Source organism: Novosphingobium sp. TCA1 (genome assembly GCF_009811895.1).
GTDB classification, from domain to species: Bacteria; Pseudomonadota; Alphaproteobacteria; order Sphingomonadales; family Sphingomonadaceae; genus Novosphingobium; species Novosphingobium panipatense_A.
This window is the reverse complement of record NZ_BLJH01000054.1, coordinates 1-15386: the sequence shown is the minus strand read 5'-3', so window position 1 is coordinate 15386 and position 15386 is coordinate 1. Positions and strand designations below refer to the sequence as shown.

Below are 15386 nucleotides of genomic sequence, written 5' to 3'. Positions count from 1 at the left end.
GCTTTCTCAACCTCGCCGCAGTGCGCCTATGGCTGAAATCTTATGTCAACGCGGCCTAGTGCGTCCACCACATTTCCCTTTTTCGTAAATCAGATACTGAGCTTGCGAGATCGGGCTATTGAGAGCATTTTTTTGCTAAGCAGCTCTCTAGGTAGCAGAGCGCTAATTCGGCGCTGCAGTGCAGTGAACGGTTCATGGCCTGCGCTCTGTCGAACTGAGCTTGAGCGAGTAATCGGCTCACCTTCCCGCCAGCGGCGCACGCTGGGATGGCAGCTCGGAAACTCAGGCAGCGCGGTGTCGTGCTGACAGCTAGGCCGCCCGAGCTTCGATCCAGAGCGCCCGATGGACAAGAATGACGCCCTTGGCTGGATGCCCTGCCAGCTCGGATACGCCCCATAGACGGTAAGAACGGTCAGACGGTTATTCGTGGAGGCTAAGAGCAGATTGGGGCCAGGGGCGCGATAGGCCTGGTGCTCGAACCGTCAGTCGCGCAGCACCCGCTCGATAGCGGTGTCGACACTGGTCCGATCACCGCACCGCTGAGCGCCTACCGCCGATCCGGTTTGCGTTCTGTTCCTTCGAGCGATAATATCGTCATCTGACGCTAAAGCATCTCGAGTGGACGGCGGTCGCGTGGCCTGGGAAATTCCGCATCGAGTGTCGCAATGTCGGCGTCGGAGAGCACGATATCTGCGGCCGCGCGGTTCTCCCGCACATGTGCAATCGAACTCGCTTTCGGGATGGCGATAAGGCCATCGTGGCGCAACGTCCAGGCAAGTGCGACCTGCGCAGGGGTTGCGCCAACCTGGGCCGCTACTTTGTCGAGGGCGGGATGGCTTGAGAGGCGTCCCTGCTCGACGGGACTATACGCCATCACTGGCACTTTGTGCTGGGCGAGCCACGGCAACAGGTCCAACTCAGGGCCTCGACGGACGAGATTGTAGAGGATCTGATCGGTCACGCAGCCATCCCCGCCGGCAGCGATAAGCTCGTCCATATCGTCGGTGTCGAGGTTGCTGACACCCCAATGCCTGATTTTCCCCGCCGATTTTAGCGCCTCCATTGCCTCTATCGTCTCAGCGAGCGGCACTGATCCCCGCCAGTGGAGCAGGTAGAGGTCGAGCCGATCGGTGCCGAGCCGCTTCAGGCTCGCCTCGCACGCACCGGCAAGGCGGGAGCGCGATGCGTTCTGTGGATACGCCTTGCTGACGAGGAATAACTGGTCGCGACGGTCGCCGAGCGCTTCGCAGATCAGCGCTTCCGCCGCACCATCGCCATACATTTCAGCGGTATCGACGAGCGTCATGCCCAACTCGACACCGGCGCGTAGCGCAGCGATCTCATCGGATCGCCGCTCGGCACGTTCGCCCATCTTCCAGGTGCCTTGACCCATTGAAGGAACCACTTCCCCGCCGGGCAATGTCACGTGTTTCATGTGCTTTCGTCCTATGAGATGAGTTCGACTGTTCGGTCGCGGGAGGCGGATTGGCAGATGACCACCATGTAACGATCATATCGCGGCCGGCCATCGATCGAGTGCCATTTTGGCGATCGAGAGCAGTTCGTTGATCGTAGCGCCGTCGCGCGCCTGAACGGACATGCCTTCCATGACCGTATTGATGAACTTGCCTAGCACGGCCGGATCGGTGTTGGCCGCAAGCTCGCCCTGCGCGGCGCCGCGTTGCAGACGCTCGATCAGGAGGGCCTCCGCCGCGATACGCTTGTCGCGCAGCAGGCATTCGATGGCGGCGGACGCCGGCGAAACGGCTGCCGCTGCCGAATACATGAAGCAGCCGGCCGGCGTTCCAGGTTCCGAGAATGATGACGCCGCTCGTTCCAGCAGGCCTTTGACGGCCTCGTAGGTGGACAACGCCGGATCGTTGATGGGTGCATAGAGGTGGACGCTGAACGTCGCGGCGTAGCGCTCGATCACCGCCGCAAACAGCCCCGCCTTGTTATCAAACGCTGCATAGAGACTTGCGGCGGCGACGCCAGTCTCCGCCACCAGATCGGCCATCGATGTCGCCTCGTAGCCGCGCTGCCAGAACAGCCGCACCGCCTTGTCGAGCGCAGCGTCAGTGTCGAACACACGAGGGCGACCTGCGCGGCGACGGGCTTTCGTCTCTGTCATCTCTGATGCACGATATGGAACGATCGATAAATAATATCTTGAAACGGGTGGTCCGCTCCCTTACAGAACGATCATTCAATAATCAAGGAGTCTCCAATGAGCCGCATCGTCCGTATCCACGAATATGGCGACGCCAGCGTCCTCAGGATTGAAGATGTGGCAGTTCCCGCGCCCGCGGCCGACGAAGTGCAGATCGCGGTGAAGGCGATAGGCATAAACCGCGCCGAGGTGATGTTCCGCAACCATGCCTACCTTCAGGAAGCCGAGTTCCCGAGCCGCCTTGGCTATGAGGCTGCCGGCACTGTCGTTACGGTCGGCGCGGACGTGACCGGGTTTGCGGAAGGCGAAGCCGTCAGCGTCATCCCCCCGCTCGATATCGCGCGCTGGGGCACTTATGGCGAGGTCGCCAACGTGCCCGCCCGCCTCGTCGTCAAGCATCCGGCGGCGCTGTCGTTCGAGGAAGCGGCGACCGTGTGGATGCAGTATGTCACCGCCTGGGGTGCGCTGGTGGAGCAGGCGAAACTCGGCGAGGGCGATTTCGTCATCGTCACTGCTGCCTCCAGCAGCGTCGGCCTTGCTGCCTTCCAGATTGCGCGGATGGTCGGCGCGACGGTAATCGCGACGACGCGTACCGGCGCCAAGCGCCAGGCCCTGATCGATGCCGGTGCACATCATGTCGTCGCGACCGGGGAAGAAGACCTGGTAGCGAGGGTGATGGAGATAACCGACGGTGCAGGTGCGCGCGTGGTCCTCGATCCGGTCGGCGGCCCGTTGCTCGAACTTCTGGCCGCGAGCATGGCGCGCGGCGGCATCCTGCTTGAATATGGCGCGCTCAGCGACGAGCCGACGCCGTTCCCGTTGTTCTCCGTGCTGGGCAAGAGCCTCACGCTGAAGGGTTATATCTACAGCGAGATCGTCTCGGACGACGCCGCCCTCGATCGCGCCAAGGCGTTCATCGTGGCGGGTCTGGAATCGGGCGCGCTAAAGCCGCGGATCGCGCGCACCTTCCCGCTCGACGCCATCCAGGACGCGCACCGCTTCCTCGAATCGAACGAACAGATCGGCAAGGTCGTCGTCACGGTCTGACCGGCAAACCGGGGGGGGCGAGCGATGGCTCCCCCCGCCCGAGGACAGGATCGGACCCTCAGCGCCCATGCCGTCGTTGCCTGTGGAGCAGGGTTGAGAGCATGACCGCTCCTCCTCCGCGTGCCAGACCTGTTTCAGGATAACATGGCGGCTATGCCTGCCCGATCGGGGGCGCATTTGGAGATTGGCGGGGGAACCTCGTCTGATTACACAAGCGCCAGTCTCAGAACCTCAACGAATTTGCGATGACGCAACGGCCTCGCACCAGCAACCAGTTTAACTCAACGAGGGTATCCCAACATGAAATCTCGCGCCGCGGTAGCCTTCGAGGCGGGCAAGCCACTCGAAATCGTCGAAATCGATGTCGCCCCGCCCCGGAAGGGCGAAGTGCTCATCCGGGTGACGCACACCGGTGTGTGCCACACCGACGCGTACACGCTTGCAGGCAGTGATCCGGAGGGCGTTTTCCCTGTGGTTCTGGGCCACGAGGGCGCGGGCATCGTTGTCGAGGTCGGTGAGGGCGTCACCAGCGTCGGGCCGGGCGATCACGTGATTCCGCTCTACACCGCCGAGTGCGGCAAGTGCGACTTCTGCCTGTCGGGCAAGACCAACCTGTGCGTCGCTGTCCGCGAAACGCAGGGCAAGGGCTTGATGCCCGATGGGACCACCCGCTTTTCGTACAATGGTCAGCCCCTCTATCATTACATGGGCTGTTCAACCTTCAGTGAATATACTGTGGTCGCCGAAGTCTCGCTTGCCAAGATCAATCCCGAGGCTAACCCCGAACATGTCTGCCTGCTCGGCTGCGGCGTCACGACCGGCATCGGCGCAGTCCACAATACCGCCAAGGTCCAGCCTGGAGACTCGGTCGCCGTGTTCGGCCTCGGCGGCATCGGCCTCGCGGCCATTCAGGGTGCGCGCCAGGCGAAGGCGGGTCGCATCATAGCCATCGACACTAATCCATCGAAGTTCGAGCTGGCACGCCAGTTCGGTGCGACCGAGTGCATCAACCCCAAGGACCATGACAAGCCCATCCAGCAAGTGCTGATCGAGATGACGGGCTGGGGCATCGATCATACCTTCGAGTGCATCGGCAACGTCCAAGTCATGCGCGCCGCGCTTGAATCAGCGCACCGTGGCTGGGGTCAGTCGATCGTGATTGGCGTTGCCGGCGCGGGCGAGGAAATCTCCACCCGCCCATTCCAGCTCGTCACGGGCCGCGTATGGAAGGGGTCCGCTTTCGGTGGCGTCAAGGGACGGACACAGCTCCCCGGAATGGTCGAGGACGCGATGAGAGGCGATATCGATCTGGCCCCGTTCGTAACCCACACGATGGGTTTGGAGGAGATCAACGAGGCCTTCGAACTGATGCACGAAGGCAAGTCGATCCGCACGGTTATCCACTACTGACCCGCTGATCCGAAGCGGCGCGAGGCGCTCGGATCGACAACTCGGCCGTCATCATGGCCCGACCCCGGCCATGATGAAGCGCGCTCTGGCAAATGGGCAACACGTCGCGATGCGGTAACAAGCGCCGAAGTGCGGTCGTTACTTGCCGATAGCGGCACGGACCAAGGCCGCCTGGCCCAGGCGCTTACCAGCGGAGTGTGTGTGGCCTCGTCGCGCAACCCAACGGGAAAAATGGTTTGTCGTAACCTTTGTCTAATGCTCGAAAAATATTTCGAAGGTGCCGACCATCGGGCCAGCCTGGCCATTGGATGTATTGAGTCGGAAATGGATTCATCTGTTACCTGACTGTGATGAACGACGGGCCGCACGGGCGTATAGGGCAGGAAGACTGAATTGAAGAGCAAGGATACTCACGCGACCACGCCGGCCACGGATTATGGGCATACGGGGCCGCCCGCTTGCGTGCAGGTTCGCGGCGCGCGCCAGAATAACCTCAAAAATATTGACGTCGATGTACCGCGCGACGCCTTCGTGGTGTTCACCGGCATATCGGGCTCGGGCAAATCATCGCTCGCGTTTGGCACCCTTTATGCCGAAGCCCAGCGGCGTTATCTGGAATCGGTTGCGCCCTATGCCCGTCGCCTGATCGACCAGGCCGGCGTGCCGGAGGTCGACGCGATCGACGGTTTGCCGCCCGCGGTCGCGTTGCAGCAACAGCGCGGCTCGGCCAACGCGCGATCCTCGGTCGGCAGCGTGACGACGCTCTCCAGCCTGGTGCGGATGCTCTATTCGCGCGTCGGCGAATATCCGCGCCATCAACCCATGCTCTATGCGGAGGATTTCTCCCCCAACACGGTCGCGGGGGCCTGCGCGACCTGCCACGGTATCGGCCGCGTATATGACGCGACCGAAGAGACGATGGTTCCTGACGACAGCCTCACCATTCGCGATCGGGCGATCGCCGCCTGGCCAACCGCGTGGCATGGCCAGAACCTGCGCGATATCCTCGTTTCCCTCGGCTATGACGTCGATACGCCGTGGCGCGACCTGCCGAAAAAGGATCGCGACTGGATCCTCTTCACGGAAGAGGCGCCGACGGTGCCGGTCTATGCGGGCCTGACGCCCGAACAGACCCGGACGGCGCTCAAGCGCCGCATGGAACCGAGCTACCAGGGCACCTTCACCGGCGCGCGCCGCTATGTGCTGGAAACCTTCGCCAACACTAAAAGCGCGCTGATGAAGAAGCGCGTCTCGCAATATATCATCGGCCGCGATTGCCCGACCTGCAACGGCAAGCGCCTGAAGCGCGAAGCCCTGTCGGTCAAATTCGCCGGCCTCGACATTGCCGAGTTCGGCGAACTGACGGTGCTCAAGCTGAAGGACTTGCTGATCCCCGTCGCGCATGGCGAATATGGGGCAGTCTCCGCCCCCTCAAAGGGCCATGTTCTGGAAAAAGCGGCCCGCGATGCAGCGGTCGAACAACGGGTTGCGGCGGGCGGCTCTGCGCACAAGAGCGCGCCCGACGTACGCCGCACGCCCAATCTCTCCGACGAGAAGCGGATCGCCGCCCAACGCCTCGCCTGCGAATTGATCGAGCGGCTAGAGCCGCTGATCGATCTTGGCCTTGGCTACATTTCGCTCGACCGCAGCACGCCGACGCTCTCCTCCGGAGAGCTGCAGCGCTTGCGGCTTGCCACGCAATTGTCGTCACAGCTTTTCGGCGTGGTCTATGTGCTTGACGAGCCTTCGGCAGGGTTGCACCCGGCAGATGGCGAAGCCTTACTCACCATTCTCGAGCGTCTCAAGGCGGCGGGCAACTCCCTGTTCGTCGTCGAACATGATCTCGACGTGATCCGCCGCGCGGAATGGCTCGTCGATGTCGGGCCAGGAGCCGGGGAAAAGGGCGGTGAAGTCCTCTACAGCGGGCCGATAGAGGGGCTTGCCGACGTCGAGACTTCGATCACCCGCCGCTACCTGTTCGCAGAGCCGCTCCGCAGTGAGCGCACACCGCGCGATCCCAAGGCATGGCTACGCCTGGAAGGGATCAGGCGGAACAATCTCCATGGTCTCGACGTCGAGTTTCCCATCGGCTGCTTCACCGCTGTCACCGGCGTTTCGGGATCGGGCAAATCCAGTCTTGTCAGTCAGGCGCTGCCCGAGCTCGTCACGGAACACCTCGGCGGCTCTCCCGTGGCCGAGGAGGAGGATATCGATCCGCTGCTCGATGTTGCGCAGAACGACACTGAAGGACGCATTGTCGCAGGCATGGAGCATGTTCGCAGGCTGGTGCGGGTCGATCAGAAACCGATCGGCCGCACGCCGCGCTCCAACCTATCCACCTACAGCGGCATGTTCGACCATGTGCGACGGATCTTCGCTGATACGCCGCTCGCCCGCCGGCGGCACTACAACCCGGGAAGGTTCTCGTTCAACGTCGCGCAAGGCCGCTGCCCTGTGTGCGAGGGCGAGGGATACGTCATGGTGGAGCTGCTGTTCCTGCCGAGCGTTTTTGCCCCGTGCTCGACCTGTCATGGCTCTCGCTACAACCCGCAAACGCTCGAAGTCGAATGGAACGGGCGCAATATCGCCCAGGTGCTCGAACTGACGGTCGACGATGCGTGCGATTTCTTCGCTGGCGAGGCATCTGTGATGCGCTCCCTCGACGTGTTGCGGCAGATCGGTCTTGGCTATCTGAGGCTCGGTCAGCCGGCGACCGAGCTGTCTGGCGGGGAGGCGCAGCGCATTAAGCTGGCGACTGAACTGCAACGCGCTCAACGCGGCAACACGATCTACATCCTTGACGAGCCAACTTCGGGGCTTCACCCCTCCGATGGCGACCGGCTGATGCAACACCTGCAGGGCCTCGTAGATGCCGGCAATACCGTCGTAGTCGTCGAACATGACATGCGCGCCATCACACAGACGGACTGGATCATCGACCTGGGACCGGGGGCCGGGGAAGATGGGGGCCGTATCGTTGCCAGCGGCGTCCCTGGCGTAGTTGCTGAAGCGGAAGGCAGTCTCACCGCCCGCTATCTCAAGGCGGCCCTATAGGTCGTAAATCTGGCCGAACGCACGTTCGATCAGGTGCATGTCAACCACACGTTGGAATGGGTCCAATCTCGAAGCGGGAGCCGGCGATATGACACCGCGGTTGACGCGGCTCAGGGTTCGAGTGCCCGTCAGGTGCGCCGTGTTCGTGTGATACGCGGCGTGGCGGACGGCCAATCGTTGGCCATCCGCCACGCTTGCTTTGTGAGGACCTCCTCCAGGGAAAGGGCCCTCGCATGGTTCGTCGAAACGCCCCGTCCTAATTCCCTGCTGCGAGCGATGCGCCCGCATCTTCTGCGATTTCCTCGACGAGTTTGGCACAGAAGGCGGGCAAATCATTGGGATCGCGGCTGGTAACAAGGCCGTTGTCGACCACGACTTCCTCATTGGTCCATGCACCGCCGGCGTTCTCGATATCGACCTTCAGCGTCGGGTAGGACGTCAAGTTGCGACCTTCAACCACGCCCGCCTCGATCAATGTCCAGGGTGCATGGCATATAGCCGCAACAGGTTTTTTCTGATCGAAGAAAGCCCGGATGAAACCAATTGCCTCGACGCTGCCGCGCAGCTTGTCGGCACCGACAGTCCCTCCGGGCACAACAAGTCCGTCGAAATCGTCGGCTTTGACCTCGGAAAACGTCTTGTCGATAGTATAGCTGCCGCCCTCGTCAAGATCGCTATTGACTGTGCGAGCCTTGCCCGGCTCAAAACTGACCACGGTCACTTTGCCACCAGCGTCCTCGACAGCTTGCTTGGGCTTCGAGAATTCTGGCTCTTCCGTCCCGCGGGGTGCGATCAGAATGGCAACTGATTTGCCTTCCAAAGTCATAATTTATTTCCTATTCCGTCGAAGACTAAGGTCAGGTGCCCGGCTTGAGCACGACCTTCGTCCAACCAGCATCGCGCTCGTCGAAATGCTTGTAGGCGTCTGGTGCCTGATCAAGCGGCAGTCGGTGCGAGATGATTTGGGCAGGATTGGCCCGGTCTTGCTCGATAAGCTTCATCAGTCGCCGGTTGTAGTGCTTTACATTGCACTGACCGGTGCCGATCTTCTGGCCCTTGAACCAGAAGTTGCCGAAGTCGAACGCCATCTTGCCTTCCTTCTGGAGATCGTCGGGCGCGTTCGGGTCTTCCGGAATGAACACGCCGACGACGCCGATTCCGCCGGTGGCCTTCGTGCTTTTGACGAGGCAGTTCATCGTGTAATTGCTGCGCTCCTTGCCGTGGCGATCGCAACACTGATACCCGACCGCCTCGACCCCCCGGTCGGTCCCGAGACCGCCGGTCGCGTCAAGGATCTGCTGGGCGGGATCGCCCTTGCGCATGTCGATCGGAATAGCGCCCATCGCCTCGGCCAGTTTCAGACGGTCATCGTGAGAATCGACTACGAAGATCTGAGAGGCACCGCGGATTTCGGCTGAGTGCGCGGCCATCAAACCGACCGGACCGGCGCCGTAGATTGCGATGCTTTCGCCAGGCAGGAAACCTGAAAGTTCGACGCCATGCCAGCCCGTCGGGAAGATGTCGGAGAGCATGACATAGTCATCCTCCTTCTCCGCAGCGTCCTCAGGCAGCTTCAGACAATTGAAGTCCGCATAAGGAACGCGCATCAACTCGGCCTGACCACCTTGCCACGGCCCCATCTCGGCAAAGCCATACGCTGCGCCGGCGGTTCCAGGGTTGGTGGTGAGGCAAAAACCCGTCAAACCGCGTTCGCAATTTTCGCAGAAACCGCAACCGACGTTGAACGGCATGCACACGCGATCGCCCTTCTTGATACGATCTACGGCAGAGCCAACTTCGATGACCTCGCCAAGGTTTTCGTGACCGAAGACCCTGCCCTTCTCAAAGCTGGTACGGCCCTCATACATGTGAAGGTCCGACCCGCAGATATTGGTGGTGGTCAGCCGGATGATAACATCGGTCTGCTTTTCGATCTTGGGATCATCGATGGTACTGACAGAAACATCTTTGGGCCCGTTGTACACGACAGCTTTCACGGATCTTTTCCTTTCGCAGATCTTCTCAACGCGTCATCAAATCGAGAGCTTTCTGATGATCCGGTCCATCGCAACGGCGGAGGACATCGCACCCTTCCAAGTGATCTCAGTTTCCTGAACCTTCTGCTACCTGAGAGGTTCCTTCCCGTAGGGCCATCCTGGGATCGATTCACGGCGGTCTTCTGAATGACTGGGCCAGAACGGCCGAATAACGCGCCAAATTGACGTGCCCAAGAATCTCCCGCGAACCAATATTGCCGTTACGATGCGACACATCAACGGCGCTTAACAGTAAATTCAGAGGTGTGATAAGCGCAAAAGACAAGGCCATCCACTATCGCGGATGACCTGTCCTATCCATTTATTCATTTCCCGATTTGGCCGGGTCCTCCATTCCGGATGGAAACACGAGCCTTACCCTGCAGTCAAACGGCAGCTTAGGGTGCCGACCGCTCCGCTATTTCGCGGCCAGGAGGGTGAACTTGTGAATCTGCGGCGGTTCAGAAAACAGTTCTTCTGCCTTGTCCATCAGTGCGGCGGCAACCTTGCCGTCAAGATGGGCCTGCCGATCCTCCTCTGTGTCGAACGTATCGAAGATCGCGTACGCACCGGGACCTTCCTCGATCGCATACCAAGTCAGAGTGCCCGCCTCAGCTTGAACGAGCGGCAATGCCGAGGTTAGGAAATTGGCGACATCGCGCTCTTTTCCGGGCTTGGCCTTCAGCGGTACATACAGGGCAAGTTTGGGCATAAATGACTCCTCAAGTGAAACGGAGAGATATTATTCGGCGAAGTAACGGTCGAGCGGGCCGGAACGTTCCTTATGAGGCGGAGCACACGCGGCCCCGCCTCCTCGTCGAAATCAGAACTCCTGTGCGGTCGGCCGGATGACGATCGCATTGACGTCGACGTCATCAGGTTGTTCGACAGCGAACGCGATAGCACGCGCCACCGATGCCGCCGGGATGGCCTGCTTGTAGAAGTCCAGCACCGTCTCGGCAGCCGCGCCAGAGGTCGTGAACTTCAAATCGCTTTCGACAGCTCCAGGCTCGATTGACGTGACCCGGACCTTTTCCCCCACCTCGTGGCGCAAGCCCTCGCTGATCGCGCTGACGGCGAACTTGGTGCCGGAGTAGACCGTGCCGCCCGGTGCGAAGACCTTGATGCCCGCAACCGAGCTCAAGTTGATGATGTGACCGCTGCCCTGCTCGAGAAAACCGGGAAGGGCCGCCGCGATGCCGTAGAGCGTACCCTTCAGATTGACGTCGATCATCTGGTCCCACTCGTCGGTGTTGACCTCGGCCATCGGACGGATCGGCATCAGCCCGGCGTTGTTGATCAGCACGTCGAGGCGGCCGAAGTCGGCAATGATTGCGGCGACGACGGACTGGACCGCCGATTTGTCGGTCACGTCCAGCGCGTAGCTACGTGCCGTGCCGCCAGCTGCGGCGATGTCCGCGACGACCTCGTCGAGCCTGTCCTTGCGCCGCGCGGCGATGGCCACCTTGGCGCCGCGTTCCGCGAGAAGACGCGCGGTTTCCGCGCCGATGCCGGTGCTGCCGCCGGTAATGAGAACGATCTTGCCTTCGATTCCGTTTGTCATGATTGTATTCCTTCAAGTCAGTTGTTGATTTTTCGCCGGATCGCGGTCCCGCGCGAGCCCGCCCGGCCTGATGGGTTCACCGCGAGCGCAACAGGACGGGAGCGGCGCCGACCTTGATGCGGAGCAGCTCGTAGGGCTTGCGGCGCAGGTCCCGCCCGCCGTGGAAGCCGGGCTGGCGGTGGAGCTGGTTGGTGGTGAAGTAGAGGTAGCCGTCGGTGCCGATCGATAGCGTGTCGGGCCAGCTGATGCGCGGGTCGCTGACCACCGTCGTCCAGCGGCCCTGGTCGAGCACGCGGATCGCGTTGTTCTCGTAATCGCCGGCGAACACGCGGTCCTTGTCGTCCTCGGCTATCCCGTCCGAGGCGCCTTTGCGCCCCAGGCTGCGGACCGCGCGGCCTAACGCCTCCTCGGACACCGCGGGATCGCGCAGCATCGCCGTGGGCACCGCGTGCAGCGGGCGGCCCGACAGTGGACCGTAATACAGCAGGCTGCCGTCGGCGCTGAGCGCAATCGCGTCGCTTGCGATCGTGACCGGCGTCGCGGGGCCGTCGGCCGGGCGGTTCATGAGCACCGCGCCGTCGACGACCGGGGTGAAGCCAGGCTTGGGGTTGGTCGTCGCATGGTTCGACAGGCGCCGGATCGCACGCCCGCTGGCGATATCGACGACGATGATGCCGCCGACGCCGTCGTTGCTGCTGTCGGTGATGTAGGCGACGCCCTCGGCGCCCTGACGCAGATCGAAGCGCACATCGTTGAGGTAGGTCGTGGGCAGCACCACGCTGGGCGGCAGGACGATCGTCTTCACCACCCGGTTGGTCGCAAGATCGATCGCCACCAGCTTTGCACCGCCGGCCCGTGGTTGAGAGAATTTGGGCGCCGCCGTGTCGAGCACCCACAGGCGATCGGCGCCGTCTGCCACCACGCTCTGCACCGAGATGAAATGCCCCGCCGGGTCGGCCGGATCGGGCCGGTTGGTCGCGGCGTCGGGATAAGGCACCGCCTTGCCGTCGACCAGCTCGGCAACCGTGAACGGCGCGTTGTCGCCCCATTGCGGGAAGTTGACGAAGATGCGCCCGTTGGGGGCGACGGTCACGCCAGTCGGCATCGCGCCATCGAAGGTCGCGACCTGTTCGATCCGGGGCGCGGATGCCCCCCCCCGGGTCGTCGCGCAGGCGGCAAGCGAGAGGGCAGCGCCAGCGGCCAGAAGCAGTTTGACGGAGATTTTCATGGCGTCATTTCCTTGAGAATGCGGCCCACTTCGTGAGGCTCGGACCGGAGATATTGCGGGGGCGCCTTGACCGATGCACCAAGCGCGGCGGCGGCGTGCCAGGGCCAACGCGGATCCCACAGCGCAGCGCGGGCAATCGCTATGGCGTCGGCATGCCCGTCTTCTAGGATGCGCTCCGCCTGGTGCGGATCGGTGATCAAGCCGACAGCGATTACAGGCATAGCGACCGCGTCCTTGACCGTGCGGGCCAGCGGTACCTGATAGCCGGGGCCGACCGGGATCTGCTGGCGCGGGTCGAGCCCGCCGCCGGAGACGTGGATCGCCGCGCAACCGCGCCGCTCCAGTTCCTGCGCAAACCTTGCGGTTTCTTCCGCTGTCCAGCCGCCTTCAACCCAGTCAGTCCCGGAAACGCGAACGGTCACCGGGCGGTCGGCCGGAAACGATTCGCGCACGGCATCGAACACTTCCAGCGGGAACCGCATCCGGTGGTCGAGGCTGCCGCCGTATTCGTCGCCGCGCCGGTTGGAGATCGGCGAAAGAAACTCGTGAAGCAGATAGCCATGCGCGGCGTGGATCTGGACGGCTTCGATGCCGAGCCTGCCGGCGCGCCGGGCGGCATCCGCGAACGCCTCCCGGATGCGGGCAAGCCCTGACTTGTCCAGTTCGACAGGGGGATGGTCGTCCGGAGCGAAGGGAATGGCGCTGGGTGCCACGGTCTGCCAGCCATTCTCCGTATCGGGGGGAAGCTGCGCTCCGCCGTGCCACGGCTTGGCGCTGCTCGCCTTGCGGCCGGCATGGGCCAGCTGGATGACGAGCGGCATGTCCGACCACTGACGGACGCTTTCTAGCACGCTTCGCATCGCCGCTTCGGTACGGTCATCGTACAGGCCGACGTCACCGTAGGTGATGCGACCTTCGGGGCTGACAGCGGTCGCCTCTATCGTCAGCGCGCCCGCGCCCGACAGCGCCAACTGGCCGAGATGCATCCGGTGCCAGTCGGTCATCGCGCCGTCCTCGGCAGAATACTGGCACATCGGCGCGATAACGATGCGGTTGGCAAGCCGCAGCCCCGCGACCTCGAGCGGTTCGAACAGGCGCGCCATCACCATGCGCCCGTGTTGGGCATGGAGGCCCAGGGTTCGGCCGGGGCCATGTGTTCGCCTTTTTGGAGCAGTTCGATCGAGATCCCGTCCGGCGAGCGGACGAACGCCATGTATCCGTCGCGCGGGGGGCGATTGATCGTCACGCCGCCCGCTTGCAGCCGCGCGCACGTCTCGTAGATGTCGTCGACCCTGTAGGCGAGATGGCCGAAGTTTCTGCCCCCCGTGTAAGTCTCGGCAGCGCTGCCGTCCTCGGGCGGCCAGTTGTACGTCAGTTCGACCTCGGCATCGCCCTGCTCGCCGTCGCCGCGGAAATCCTCGTCGGCGGCAAGGTAGATCAGCGTGTAACGCCCGGCCTGGTTCTCCATGCGCCGGGTCTCCTTGAGACCCAGCAGCGTGAAGAACCGGATCGCTGCCTCGGGATCGGCGACGCGCAGCATGGTGTGGAGATAGCGCATGATCAGGCGACCTTGTCCTTGAGGGCTTCCATCACGAGCTCTGCGGTGAGGGTAGCGCTGGCGGGGTTCTGGCCGGTCACCAGATTGCCGTCGCGCAGGGCGAAGGGGGCAAAATCGGGGCCGCCCTCGTGCTTGCCGCCGAGTTCCTTGAGACGCGTTTCGAGGAGGAACGGCACCGCCTGATCGAGACCGACCGCGCGTTCCTCGCTGTCCGTGAAGCCCGCGACACGGCGGCCGGCGACGAAGGGCGTGCCATCGGCCTTCTTCGCCGAGACCAGCCCTGCCGGTCCATGGCAGACGGCGGCGACGATCTTGCCTTCGCGGTCGAAGCGTTCGACCAGGCGGGCCAGTTCGTCACTGACGGGGTAATCGAACATGGTGCCGTGGCCGCCCGGCAGGAACAGCGCGTCGTAGCCGGCGGGATCGATGCTTGTGAATACAAGGGTGCTGGCAACCTCGGCCTTCAGGGCCTCGTCCTTCAGATAGCGCTCGACCGAAGCGTCGTTCTCGCCGTCGGCGTTGACGCTACGCTGGTCGACGGGGATGGCGCCACCCTTGATCGAGGCCAGCGTAACCTCGGCGCCCGCATCGCGGAACGCGTAGTACGGGGTGGTAAGTTCCTCGAGCCAGACGCCCGTCGGTTCGGTGCCGGGAGTCATGCGGTCGGCGGAGGTGGCCACCATGAGAATGCGGGTCATCGTCAGTTGTCCTTTTCTAGTGATGTCGGGAACACGAGCAAACGCACCCGCCGGCGCCGCGCCCGCCACCAGGACAGCGGTGAGGGCTTGGAGCAATTGGCGGGGATTTTGCTTCGATCGTTCCTTTCGGCGGCTTAGGTACGCAGGGAACGGCATCATGAAATCCAGCGGGAATGGCGGACGGCCATAAATCCGGTTATGGAACCGGAATGTCCCTCCTGCAGTTGCGCACCTTCGTCGAAGTCTACCGCCGTCGTTCACTGAGCGAGGCGGCCCGGGCAATCGGCATCACCCAACCGGCTGCGTCGCAGCACATCGCATCGCTCGAGGCCCAATTGGGCCGTCCCTTGTTCGATCGCCATTCGCGGGGTGTTCGACCAACGGCGATTGCCGACGATCTCGCGGCTTCGATCGGAAGCAGCCTCGACACGGCGGAATCGGCACTGGCCAGCGCGCGGGCCCGATCGTCGCGCATCTCGGGCACGGTCCACATCGCCGCGCCGTCGGACCTACTGGGAGAGATGATCGCGCCCCGACTGGCGCCGCTGCTGGATGCGGGGCTAGGCCACCGACTCATTATGGCGCAGCCAAATGCGTATGGACGCAAGCTGGACTGAGGCG

General features: G+C 62.9%; 14 protein-coding genes. 4 read left to right on the top strand and 10 right to left on the bottom strand.

All coding sequences use genetic code 11. From position 1 onward, the window contains the following. Positions 1 to 604: 604 nt before the first annotated feature. Both NTCA1_RS26670 and NTCA1_RS26665 read right to left on the bottom strand, forming a co-directional pair. Complete coding sequence (locus NTCA1_RS26670; protein WP_201282611.1) at positions 605 to 1435, bottom strand: aldo/keto reductase; 831 nt, start codon at positions 1433 to 1435, stop codon at positions 605 to 607. Positions 1436 to 1510: 75 nt separating this feature from the next. Continuing rightward, positions 1511 to 2131, bottom strand: a complete 621-nt coding sequence (locus NTCA1_RS26665) for a TetR/AcrR family transcriptional regulator (protein ID WP_009823891.1) — start codon at positions 2129 to 2131, stop codon at positions 1511 to 1513. A gap of 96 nt (positions 2132 to 2227) precedes the next feature. Here NTCA1_RS26665 and NTCA1_RS26660 point away from each other — a divergent pair, with 96 nt between their 5' ends. The 3 genes from NTCA1_RS26660 (at position 2228) to NTCA1_RS29070 (ending at position 7681) form a co-directional block, all read left to right on the top strand. After that, positions 2228 to 3217: a zinc-dependent alcohol dehydrogenase family protein gene (locus NTCA1_RS26660; RefSeq protein ID WP_159832351.1), complete on the top strand. Its 990-nt coding sequence runs from the start codon at positions 2228 to 2230 to the stop codon at positions 3215 to 3217. Between the two features lie 300 nt (positions 3218 to 3517). Beyond that, positions 3518 to 4627, top strand: a complete 1110-nt coding sequence (locus NTCA1_RS26655; protein ID WP_159832350.1) for an S-(hydroxymethyl)glutathione dehydrogenase/class III alcohol dehydrogenase — start codon at positions 3518 to 3520, stop codon at positions 4625 to 4627. 462 nt (positions 4628 to 5089) lie between these two features. Further along, entirely contained in the window at positions 5090 to 7681 is a 2592-nt protein-coding gene (locus NTCA1_RS29070) for an excinuclease ABC subunit UvrA (RefSeq protein WP_159832353.1), read from the top strand. A gap of 256 nt (positions 7682 to 7937) precedes the next feature. Here the strand turns inward: NTCA1_RS29070 and NTCA1_RS26645 are convergent, their stop codons facing one another. From NTCA1_RS26645 to NTCA1_RS26610, 8 genes are all read right to left on the bottom strand, one after another. After that, positions 7938 to 8507 (bottom strand): type 1 glutamine amidotransferase domain-containing protein, encoded by a 570-nt coding sequence (locus NTCA1_RS26645; RefSeq protein ID WP_159832349.1) that lies wholly within the window; start codon positions 8505 to 8507, stop codon positions 7938 to 7940. A 31-nt stretch (positions 8508 to 8538) separates the two neighbouring features. Beyond that, entirely contained in the window at positions 8539 to 9678 is a 1140-nt protein-coding gene (locus NTCA1_RS26640; RefSeq protein ID WP_159832348.1) for a glutathione-independent formaldehyde dehydrogenase, read from the bottom strand. Between the two features lie 457 nt (positions 9679 to 10135). Next, positions 10136 to 10429, bottom strand: coding sequence for a putative quinol monooxygenase (locus tag NTCA1_RS26635; RefSeq protein WP_037093999.1), 294 nt, complete (start codon positions 10427 to 10429; stop codon positions 10136 to 10138). A gap of 111 nt (positions 10430 to 10540) precedes the next feature. Then, on the bottom strand, positions 10541 to 11281 hold the full coding sequence (locus NTCA1_RS26630; protein ID WP_159832347.1) for an SDR family oxidoreductase: 741 nt from the start codon (positions 11279 to 11281) through the stop codon (positions 10541 to 10543). A gap of 76 nt (positions 11282 to 11357) precedes the next feature. Then, entirely contained in the window at positions 11358 to 12509 is a 1152-nt protein-coding gene (locus tag NTCA1_RS26625) for an L-dopachrome tautomerase-related protein (protein ID WP_159832346.1), read from the bottom strand. Then, a complete protein-coding gene (locus NTCA1_RS26620; protein ID WP_374705222.1) occupies positions 12506 to 13612 on the bottom strand; it encodes an NADH:flavin oxidoreductase/NADH oxidase in 1107 nt (368 codons plus the stop codon). The genes NTCA1_RS26625 and NTCA1_RS26620 overlap by 4 nt, the downstream gene beginning before the upstream one ends. Continuing rightward, positions 13612 to 14067, bottom strand: coding sequence for a VOC family protein (locus tag NTCA1_RS26615; RefSeq protein WP_201282610.1), 456 nt, complete (start codon positions 14065 to 14067; stop codon positions 13612 to 13614). The genes NTCA1_RS26620 and NTCA1_RS26615 overlap by 1 nt, the downstream gene beginning before the upstream one ends. Positions 14068 to 14069: 2 nt before the next feature. Further along, entirely contained in the window at positions 14070 to 14765 is a 696-nt protein-coding gene (locus NTCA1_RS26610; protein ID WP_099233816.1) for a type 1 glutamine amidotransferase domain-containing protein, read from the bottom strand. Positions 14766 to 14974: 209 nt separating this feature from the next. Here NTCA1_RS26610 and NTCA1_RS26605 point away from each other — a divergent pair, with 209 nt between their 5' ends. Continuing rightward, a complete protein-coding gene (locus NTCA1_RS26605) occupies positions 14975 to 15382 on the top strand; it encodes a LysR family transcriptional regulator (RefSeq protein WP_236549594.1) in 408 nt (135 codons plus the stop codon). The last annotated feature ends 4 nt before the right edge of the window (positions 15383 to 15386 follow it).